At 73.6% G+C, this 9,455-nt stretch carries 6 protein-coding genes; all 6 read right to left on the minus strand.

Annotated features, from left to right (window positions below; translation table 11 throughout):
• Nucleotides 1-17: 17 nt before the first annotated feature.
• Nucleotides 18-1,247, minus strand: coding sequence for a cytochrome P450 (locus ACFW1A_RS15895; protein ID WP_380409331.1), 1,230 nt, complete (start codon nucleotides 1,245-1,247; stop codon nucleotides 18-20).
• Nucleotides 1,240-4,338 carry an amino acid adenylation domain-containing protein gene (locus ACFW1A_RS15900; RefSeq protein WP_380409333.1) on the minus strand — a complete coding sequence of 1,033 codons (3,099 nt, stop codon included), beginning with the start codon at nucleotides 4,336-4,338 and terminating at the stop codon, nucleotides 1,240-1,242. Before ACFW1A_RS15900 ends, ACFW1A_RS15895 begins: the two co-directional genes overlap by 8 nt.
• A gap of 167 nt (nucleotides 4,339-4,505) precedes the next feature.
• The gene (locus ACFW1A_RS15905) at nucleotides 4,506-5,048 is read right to left on the minus strand and encodes a YbhB/YbcL family Raf kinase inhibitor-like protein (RefSeq protein ID WP_380409341.1); all 543 of its coding nucleotides are present in this window, start codon (nucleotides 5,046-5,048) and stop codon (nucleotides 4,506-4,508) included.
• 85 nt (nucleotides 5,049-5,133) lie between these two features.
• Complete coding sequence (locus tag ACFW1A_RS15910) at nucleotides 5,134-6,759, minus strand: FAD-dependent oxidoreductase (RefSeq protein WP_380409335.1); 1,626 nt, start codon at nucleotides 6,757-6,759, stop codon at nucleotides 5,134-5,136.
• Between the two features lie 125 nt (nucleotides 6,760-6,884).
• Nucleotides 6,885-8,414, minus strand: coding sequence for a glycerol kinase GlpK (gene glpK, locus ACFW1A_RS15915; protein WP_380409337.1), 1,530 nt, complete (start codon nucleotides 8,412-8,414; stop codon nucleotides 6,885-6,887).
• 48 nt (nucleotides 8,415-8,462) lie between these two features.
• Nucleotides 8,463-9,182, minus strand: coding sequence for an MIP/aquaporin family protein (locus ACFW1A_RS15920; RefSeq protein WP_380409339.1), 720 nt, complete (start codon nucleotides 9,180-9,182; stop codon nucleotides 8,463-8,465).
• Nucleotides 9,183-9,455: the final 273 nt, after the last annotated feature.

The following is a 9,455-nucleotide window of genomic DNA, read 5'->3' on the forward strand; positions in this document are numbered from 1 at the left end:
CCGTCATGAGCCCCTGCTCAGACGGTGTGCAGGGCCACCCGCTGGCTCACGTAGCAGTTGATCAGCGTGGTGGCCCGGCGCTCCGCCGGGCCGAGCAGCTCGATCCGGGCCACCCGGTTCAGCAGCGCCGCGAAGACCAGCCGCAGCTCCAGCCGGGCCAGCGGGGCGCCGAGGCAGAAGTGCTTGCCGCTGGTGAAGGTGTAGTGCGGGTTGGGGCTGCGGTCGATCCGGAACTCCTGCGGGTCGGTGAAGACCTGCTCGTCCCGGTTGGCCGAGGTGATCCACAGGCAGAGCAGCTCGCCCGGCTCCAGGGCGGTGCCGCCGACCACCCGCGGCTGCAGCACGGTGCGCACGAAGTGCTGGGTCGGGGTCACCCAGCGCAGCACCTCCTCCACCGCCGAGTCCAGCAGCTCCGGGCGGCGGCGCAGCAGCTCCCACTGCTCGGGGTGCTCGGCGAAGGCGACCAGGCCGCCGGTGACGGCGTTCTTGGTGGTCTCGTTGCCGGCCACCGCCAGGTTGAGGCAGTTGACCAGCACCTCCTCGCGGCTCAGCCGGTCGCCGTCGACCTCGGCGTCGAGCAGCCGGCGGATCAGGCCGTCCGGGGCCAGTTCGGCGTGGTCCAGCAGGCCGGCCAGGTGCATCAGCAGCTGCCCGTTGGCGGTGGCCGTGGCGGCCCGGCGGGCGGTCAGGTCGCCGGCCCGCGGGTCGTCGGCCGGCAGCGAGCCGCTGATCGCCCGGCCGGCCCGGTCGGCCAGCTTGGCCCACTCGCCCTCCGGCAGACCGAGCAGCAGGCCGGTGGCGGCCGCGGGCACCGCCGCGCTGACCGCCGAGACGATCTCGCACTCGCCGGCCCGGACCGCCCGCGCGACGTGCTCGGTGATCCGGTCGCGCAGCTGCTCGGTCATGGCCCGGGCGATCGACTTGTTCAGTCCGCCGCTGAGCAGCCGGCGCAGCCGGGTGTGCGAGGGCGGGTCGGAGATCTCCACCATCAGGCCGGCCGCCGGGTCGCGGCTGCCCAGCGCCGAGTCCAGGGTCATGCCGGACTCGCAGCTGAATCCGGTGGCGTCGCGGAAGACGGCGTCCAGGTCCCGGTAGCGGGTGACCGACCAGAAGCCGGGCGCGCCCTCGCGGTCCTGGTGGTGCAGTCCGTCGCGGGCGCGCAGCTCGGCGAGTGCGGCGTGCGGCGGCGCGGGATGGAAGGAGCGCGGGTCGGACAGGTCGGGAACGGCGGTCAGCAGCTCAGTCATCGAAGCCTCCGGCGGTGAGCGCGGGCTGCGGTACGAACCCGCTGGCGTGGAAGTACCGGATGTAGCCGTCCAGCAGCCGGTGGTCGGCCGGCGGGCAGTCGATCCCGCTGCCGGCCAGGCCGGCCACCAGCCGGGAGCGGTCGAGCTCCGGGCTGACGGACGCTCGGAACAGGTCCATCGGGGCGAAGCCGCCCGGGCCGGGCCGGGTGAAGGACGGCAGCACCGGGGCGAACGGGTGGTCGGGGCGGTCCGCGACGTGCTCGGCGACCGCCGCGGTCCACTCCTCGAACGGCACCGTGGTGATCCGGTGGCCGTGCGCCCGCAGCCGGTCGACCACCTCGCCGAGCAGTGCCGCCCGGGGATTGGCCAGGTGGTAGGTCTGTCCCTCGGCCGGCACGCGCAGGCCCAGCTCGACGATCGCGCCGGCCACGAAGTCGATCGGCACCAGGTTGAGCTCGAAGTCCAGCTCGGGCGCCAGCTCCAGCTCGGCGATCACCCGGAACAGCTCGCAGACGGCCGCACCGCTGTTCCAGACGTGGTGGACGGTGTCCCCGGAGATCTCGTGCGGGCGGTGCACCGCGACCGGCAGGCCCGCCCGTCCGGCGAGCCGGACCACCTCCTCGGCCACCCACTTGCTCTCCGGGTACCCCATGCCGAGCAGCTCGACGTGGTCCAGCGGGGTGTCCTCGGTCACCCGGCGCACCCCGGCCGCCCCCATGCCGTGCACCACGGCCAGGGTCGACACGTAGTGCACCGGCACCGAGCGCCCGGCCGCCAGTCGCAGCACCTCCTGGGTGCCGTGCACGTTGGCGGCCCGCAGCTTCTCGTACGGGTAGAGGAAGTTGACCTCGGCGCCGCAGTGGTGGACCACGTCGGCGGTGGCGGCCAGCTCGGCCCAGTCCTGGTCGGACAGGCCCAGGCGGGGCCGGGCCAGGTCGCCCAGCACCGGGTGCACCCGGTCCGCCGGCAGCTCGGCGGCGCTGCCGTAGCGGGCCTGCGCGGCGGCCAGCCGCTCGCGGGCGTGGTCCAGGTCGCGGGCCCGGACCAGGGTGTGCACCCGGGCATCGGTGCGGGCCAGCAGCTCGCGCAGCAGCCAGGCGCCCAGGTACCCGGTGGCGCCGGTCAGCAGCACCTGCGCCGGGGCCCGCCAGTTCGGCCGGGGCTCGGCGGTGCCGGGGGTCGGCACCGGCCACGGCACGTCCGGGCGCCAGCGGTCGGTCCGGGCGGTGCCGGGGCCGGCCGCCAGGGCCCGCTCGACGGCGCCGGTGAAGGCGGACCGGGTCGGCTCGTCCAGCAGCCGGGTGACCAGCTCGAAGTTGGCCTCGTCGTCCAGCTCCAGCGCCTGCTGCACCCGGGCCACCAGCTGCACGGCGAGCAGCGAGTTGCCGCCGGCGGCGAAGAAGTCCTCCTCCTCCGCACCGACCGGCAGCAGCTCGGCCCAGGCGGCGGCCACCCGGGCGGCGGCGGAGCCGTCGGTGGCCGGGTCGGCGGTGGTCGGCCCGGCGGTGGCCGCCGGTGCCTGCGGCGGCGCCAGGGCGGCCCGGTCCAGCTTTCCGGCGGCGGTCAGCGGCAACCGCTCCAGCACCGTCACGGTGGCGGGGACCATGAAGGCGGGCAACTGCTCGCGCAGGTGGGCCAGCAGCTCCTGGCCGGTGGGGGCCGGGCCCGGCCGCCCGCCGGTGGCGGCGTAGGCGGTCAGGTAGCGGCTCACCCCGTCCTCGCGGGGCAGCACGGCGGCGTCCGTGACCCCCGGGTGGGCGACCAGCGCCAGCCGGATCTCGCCGAGCTCGATCCGGAAGCCGCGCACCTTCACCTGGTCGTCCCGGCGGCCGCGGAACTGCAGTCGGCCGTCCGGGCCCCGGGCGACGAAGTCACCGGTGCGGTAGACCCGTTCGGGCGCACCGCCGGGGCCGAGCGGCAGCGTGCGGAAGCGCTCGGCCGTCTGCTCCGGTGCGTTGACGTAGCCGTGGGCCAATCCGCCGCCCGCGACCCAGAGTTCACCCTCCTCGCCGAGCGCCACCGGACGGTCGTCCGGCCCCAGCACGTAGCAGCGGGTGTCCGCGATCGGGTGGCCGATGGGGACCGAGGCGGCGTCCGCGGGCAGTTCGGTGAGCTCCATGCAGGTCGCCATGCAGGTCGTCTCGGTGGGGCCGTAGGCGTTCAGCAGGTGCTGCGGGCGGCCGAGTTCGAGCACCCGGCGGACGGCGTCCGGGTGCAGCGCCTCGCCGCCGGTGGCGACCGCCCGCAGGCCGGCGAAGAGCTGCGGGCGTTCCTGGGCCAGCTGGTGGAAGATCCCGGTGGTCAGGAACGCCATGGTCACCCGGTGGCGGGTCAGGAAGGCCTGCAGGGCGGGCGGCGAGAGGACCACGGTGGAGTCCACCGGCACCAGGCAGGCGCCGTTCAGCAGCGCCCCCCAGATCTCCAGGACCGAGAAGTCGAAGGAGAGCGAACCGGCGTGCAGCACCCGGTCCTCGGGGCCGAAGGCCAGGAAGCCGTTGTCGAGGGCCAGTCGGGCCACCCCGCGCTGCGGCAGCGCCACGCCCTTGGGGCGCCCGGTGGTGCCGGAGGTGAACATCACGTAGGCCGGCGTGCGGGCCGCCTCCGACGGGTCCGGCAGCGCCAACGGCCGCTCGCCCAGAGCGAGTCCGGCTTCGAAGACCTCGTCCAGGTCCAGCAGCCGGGTCCGCTCGGCCAGGTCCGCCGGCAGCGGGGCGCCGCCCGGCAGCGCGACCACCGCGGCCGCCCGGCTGTCCGCGAGCATGCCGGCCAGCCGGTCGGCGGGCAGCCTGCCGTCCAGTGGCAGGTAGCTCAGACCCGCGTACAGGGTGCCGACCATCGCCACGCAGGTGTCGATGCCGCGCTTGCCGCTCAGTCCGAGCACCGCGCCGGGGGCGAGCCCCAGGCTCCGCAGACCGTGGGCGAACCTGGTGGCCAGCGCGGCGAGTTCGGCGTAGCTGTAGGTCCCGTCGGGGCCCGCGACCGCGGCCCGGTCGGGGGTGCGGCGCACCTGGGCCGCGAAGAGTGCGGCCAGCGACTGCTGGTAGGGGTGTGCTCGGGCGAGCAGGTCTCTCGGCTCGCTGTCCACGGTCATCTGCGCTCTGCCTCCATCGTCCCCGGGAAGACGCGGCCGGGGCCGGGCCGCGCTGGCACGAGGCGAGCGTAACTAGGCCACGGCTGTTGGAGGTTGGGCTCGGTCGGACTGTGGCAGGTGGCGCCGGGTGCGGTGGCAGGTCGGTCCCGCCACCGCACCGTGCGGGGCTACGCGTTCTCGTACTCGGCGACCAGGGTCGCCCTGCCCAGGGCCAGGAAGCCCAGGGTGCCGCCGATGGCGGCGGCCGAGGTGTCCGCGTCAAGCCCGAGCTTCTCCTCGCGCACCGCGTGCACGGTGAACACGTAGCGGTGCGGGCCGTGCCCGGGCGGCGGCGCGGCGCCGCCGAAGTCCTTGGAGCCGTAGTCGTTGCGCGCCTGGACCGCGCCGGCCGGCAGGCCCGCGAACGCGCCGGTGCCCGCGCCGGTGGGCAGCTCGGTCACGTCGGCCGGGATGTCGAAGACGATCCAGTGCCACCAGCCGCTGCCGGTGGGCGCGTCCGGGTCGAAGCAGGTGACCGCGAAGCTCCTGGTGTCGGCCGGGAAGCCGGACCAGCTCAGCTGCGGCGAGGTGTTGCCCGCGGCGTACACCTGGGCGTCCGGCAGGGTGCCGCCGTCGGGGACGTCGGTGCTGGTCACCGTGAAGGCGGGGACCGGACGCTGGAAGTCGTGCGGGAGCGGTGGCCTGGTCACGTCGGGGACGTCTCCTCGGATCTCGACGCAAAAGGGGACGGCCACCCGCGCGCGGGTGACCGTCCCTCAGTTTACGCAGCGTCAGCCTCCGTGCGGCGTGCGCCGCTCAGCCGGCGGAGCGCTCCGTCCCGCCGGGCTTCGCCGAGCCGCGCTTCTCCAGGAACGCGGCCACCTCGGCGCGGATCTCCGGGGTGTCCAGGCCGCGCACCGTCATGGTGGTGCGGCGGCGCAGCACGTCGTCCTCGGTGTAGGCCCACTCGTTGTCCGCCGCGAAGGCGACCTGCGCCCAGACGTCCGGGCCGTCCGGGTGGATCGGCGCGCCCAGCGCCGGGTCCTCGGCGATCAGCCGGGCGATGTCGAAGGAGAGGGTGCCGTAGTGGCTGGCCAGGTGCTTGGCCACCAGCGGCTCCATCCGCGAGCCGGGCTCACGGTCGATCAGCAGGCGGTGCGCCACCGCGTTCGGCGCGCCGACGCCCGGCAGCGGCACGGTGGCCGGGATCGGGGAGATGTCCTCGCCGATGCCGGTGCCGCGCACGTGCGCCAGCTTCTCCAGCACGGTGCGCCCGATGTGCCGGTAGGTGGTCCACTTGCCGCCGGCCACCGAGAGCATGCCGCCGCGGCCCTCGGTCACCACGGTCTCGCGCTTGGCGGCGGCGGTGTCGCCCGGGCCGCCGGGCAGCACCCGCAGGCCGGCGAAGGCGTAGGTGATCAGGTCGCGGTCCAGGTGCTCGTCGCGGATCGCGTGGCCGGCCTCGCCGAGGATCTGGTCGATGTCGGCGTCGGTGGCGCGCACGTCCTGCGGGTCGCCGGTGTACTCCTCGTCCGTGGTGCCGAGCAGCACGTGGTCCTCCCACGGGATGGCGAAGGAGACCCGGTACTTGTCGATCGGGATGGTCAGCGCCGCCCGCCACGGGCTGCGGCGCTTCACCACCACGTGGGCGCCCTTGGAGAGGCGGATCGACGGCGCGGCGCCGGCGTCCTCCATCCGGCGCAGGTGGTCCACCCACGGGCCGGTGGCGTTGAGCACCAGGCGGGCGTTGACGCCGAACTCGGTGCCGTCCAGACGGTCCTTCAGCTCGGCGCCGGTCACCCGGCTGCCGGAGAACCGCAGCCCGGTCACCTCGGCGTGGTTGAGCACCACGGCGCCCGCGTCCACCGCGGCGCGCACGGTCATCACCGCGACCCGGGAGTCGTTCATCTGGTGGTCGCCGTAGACCGCGACCGAGCGCAGGCCCTCGGTGCGCAGCGCCGGCACCTGCTGGGCGGCGTGCGCGGCGGTGGAGACCCGGCCCATGCCGTCGCGGAAGGCGGAGAGCGCGGAGTAGAGGAAGACACCGGCGCCGAGCTTCGGGGCGCTGTGCGGGCCGCCCTTGTAGACCGGCACGAAGAAGGTCAGCGGGTTGACCAGGTGCGGCGCCACGTCGGTGGCCAGCGCCCGGCGCTCCTTGTGGTTCTCGGCGACCAGCTTGACCGCGCCGGTCTGCAGGTAGCGCAGGCCGCCGTGGACCAGCTTGGAGGAGGCGCTGGAGGTGGCGCCCGCGAAGTCGCCCGCGTCCACCATGGCGACCTTGAGGCCGGCCTGGGAGGCGGTCCAGGCGACGGCGGTGCCCAGGATGCCGCCGCCGATCACCAGCAGGTCGTAGGTGGCCCTGCCGAGCAGCTCACGGGTCTCGGCGCGGGAAGCGGTGCGGCCGGGGGTGCGCTCGGCGCCCAGGGTCGGGATGGTAGCCATGTGGTGTGTTCCGGGCCGCGGTGCGGGCGGCGCCGGGTCTCCTCTCGAAGTGCGTTCGGCCCGTCGGGTCGGGCCGGGGGAAATCCAGCAGCCGGCCGGGGCGCGTGCCCCGGCCGGCGTACGGCTCAGCTCTCCTGGTCCTCCTCCACCCACCCCATGGTGCGCTCCACGGCCTTGAGCCACTTCTTGTACTCGCGCTCCCGGGTGGCCTCGTCCATCCGCGGCGTCCACTCCGCGGCCCGGTGCCAGTTGGCCCGCAGGGTGTCCAGGTCCGGCCAGAAGCCCACCGCCAGGCCGGCCGCGTAGGCGGCGCCCAGCGCGGTGGTCTCGGCCACGAACGGACGCTCCACCGGGGCGTCCAGCACGTCGGCGATGTTCTGCATCAGCAGGTTGTTGGAGGTCATACCACCGTCGACCTTGAGCGCGGTCAGCGTGACGCCGGAGTCCTTCTGCATCGCGTCGACCACCTCGCGGGTCTGCCAGGCGGTGGCCTCCAGCACGGCGCGGGCCAGGTGGCCCTTGGTCACGTACCGGGTCAGGCCGGCGATCACGCCGCGGGCGTCGGAGCGCCAGTACGGGGCGAACAGGCCGGAGAAGGCCGGCACGAAGTAGGCGCCGCCGTTGTCCTCCACGGTGGAGGCCAGGGTCTCGATCTCGGCCGCGGTCGAGATGATGCCGAGCTGGTCGCGCAGCCACTGCACCAGCGAGCCGGTGACCGCGATCGAGCCCTCCAGGGCGTAGACCGGCTTCTGCTCGCCGATCCGGTAGCCGACCGTGGTGAGCAGGCCGTGGTAGGAGTTGACCACCTTCTCACCGGTGTTCAGCAGCAGGAAGGTGCCGGTGCCGTAGGTGGACTTGGCCTCGCCCTCGTCGAAGCAGGTCTGGCCGAACAGCGCCGCCTGCTGGTCGCCGAGCGCCGCCGCGACCGGCACGCCCTCCAGGTCGCCGACCGCGTGGCCGTAGACCTCGGCGGAGGAGCGGATCTCCGGGAGCACCGAGAGCGGCACGTCCATCGAGGTGGCGATCGACTCGTCCCAGGCCAGGGTGTGCAGGTTCATCAGCATGGTCCGGCTGGCGTTGGTCACGTCGGTGACGTGCTTGCCGCCGTTGACGCCGCCGGTCAGGTTCCAGATGACCCAGGTGTCCATGGTGCCGAACAGGATGTCGCCGGCCTCGGCGCGCTCGCGCAGGCCCTCGACGTTGTCCAGCAGCCAGCGGATCTTCGGGCCGGCGAAGTAGCTGGCCAGCGGCAGGCCGGTCTCGCGGCGGAACCGGTCCTGGCCCACGTTGCGGCCCAGCTCCCGGCAGAGCGCCTCGGTGCGGGTGTCCTGCCAGACCAGCGCGTTGTGCACCGGCTCGCCGGTGTTCTTGTCCCACAGCACGGTGGTCTCGCGCTGGTTGGTGATGCCGATCGCGCGGATGTCGTCCTTGGTCAGGCCGGCCTTGTCCAGCGCGCCGCGGACCACGGACTGCACCCGGGTCCAGATCTCGGTGGCGTCGTGCTCGACGTAGCCGGGCTGCGGGAAGATCTGCCGGTGCTCCTGCTGGTCGACGGAGACGATCCGGCCGTCCGCGCCGAAGATGATGCAGCGGCTGGAGGTGGTGCCCTGGTCGATCGCTGCGATGTAGCTGCTTTTCACGGCGGTGGCGGTCATGTGGTGATCCTCGGCTCTGAGGTGGGGGAGGTAAACGGGGCTTAGGGGTTAGAACAGGCCCTTGTAGAGCAGGCCGGAGAGCAGACCGCCGATCAGCGGTCCGGCGACCGGGATCCAGGCGTAACTCCAGTCGGACGAGCCCTTGTTCGGGATCGGCAGCAGCGAGTGCACGATGCGCGGGCCGAGGTCGCGGGCCGGGTTGATCGCGTAGCCGGTCGGGCCGCCGAGCGACAGGCCGATGCCGACCACGGTCAGCGCGGTGAGCAGGATGCCGAGACCGGACAGGCCGTCACCGAGGGTCAGGCCCGAGGTCAGGATGAACATGCACAGCACCATGGTGCCGATGATCTCGGTGAGCAGGTTCTGGATCGGGTTCCGGATCTCGGGCCCGGTGGAGAAGATGCCCAGGGTGGGGGCCTCGTTGGCCTGGAACTGGCCCAGGTAGGTCAGCCACACCAGGACGGCGCCGATCACCGCGCCGAACATCTGGGAGCCGAGGTAGAGCGGCACGTGGCTCCAGTCGCCGGTCTTGACGGCGATGGCCAGGGTCACGGCGGGGTTCAGGTGGGCGCCGGACTTGTGTGCGGACATGTACGCGGCGATCAGCACCGCGAAGCCCCAGCCGAAGGTGATCGCCAGCCAGCCGGCGTTCTGGGCCTTGGACTTCTTCAGGGTGACGGCGGCGCAGACGCCACCGCCGAGGAGTATCAGCGCGGCCGTGCCGAGCGTTTCGCCGACGAAGATGTCGCCGTTGGAGAGGGCGGACACAAAGACTCCTTTGTCCGTATGGCCGGTGCCATGGGGTGCCTGCCCCGGGGGAGCGGGACGGCAGGCGTGGCAGGAGGCGGGTGGGGGAGAGACCGGTGTAACCCCAGGGAGTCCCAGTGGGGCTGTTTCTCCGGTCGCCGTTCGACATTGTCGACCGCTATGCGGGAGTGTTCACCCTGGCGGTCCGCCGCGTCAAGGCCGGGTGACCTCCTTGTGACCGACGTGCCGCTCCCCCGCCGCGTCAAGGACAGCGTCCTCGGGTACGCAGAGACC

This window comes from Kitasatospora sp. NPDC058965, from assembly GCF_042741245.1.
GTDB lineage: Bacteria > Actinomycetota > Actinomycetes > Streptomycetales > Streptomycetaceae > Kitasatospora.

What these genes read in the sequence shown, in the direction of transcription:
- ACFW1A_RS15895 (WP_380409331.1), bottom strand. Translation starts at nt 1,247, where the DNA reads ATGACTGAGCTGCTGACCGCCGTTCCCGACCTGTCCGACCCGCGCTCC.
- ACFW1A_RS15900 (WP_380409333.1), bottom strand. Translation starts at nt 4,338, where the DNA reads ATGACCGTGGACAGCGAGCCGAGAGACCTGCTCGCCCGAGCACACCCC.
- ACFW1A_RS15910 (WP_380409335.1), bottom strand. Translation starts at nt 6,759, where the DNA reads ATGGCTACCATCCCGACCCTGGGCGCCGAGCGCACCCCCGGCCGCACC.
- glpK (WP_380409337.1), bottom strand. Translation starts at nt 8,414, where the DNA reads ATGACCGCCACCGCCGTGAAAAGCAGCTACATCGCAGCGATCGACCAG.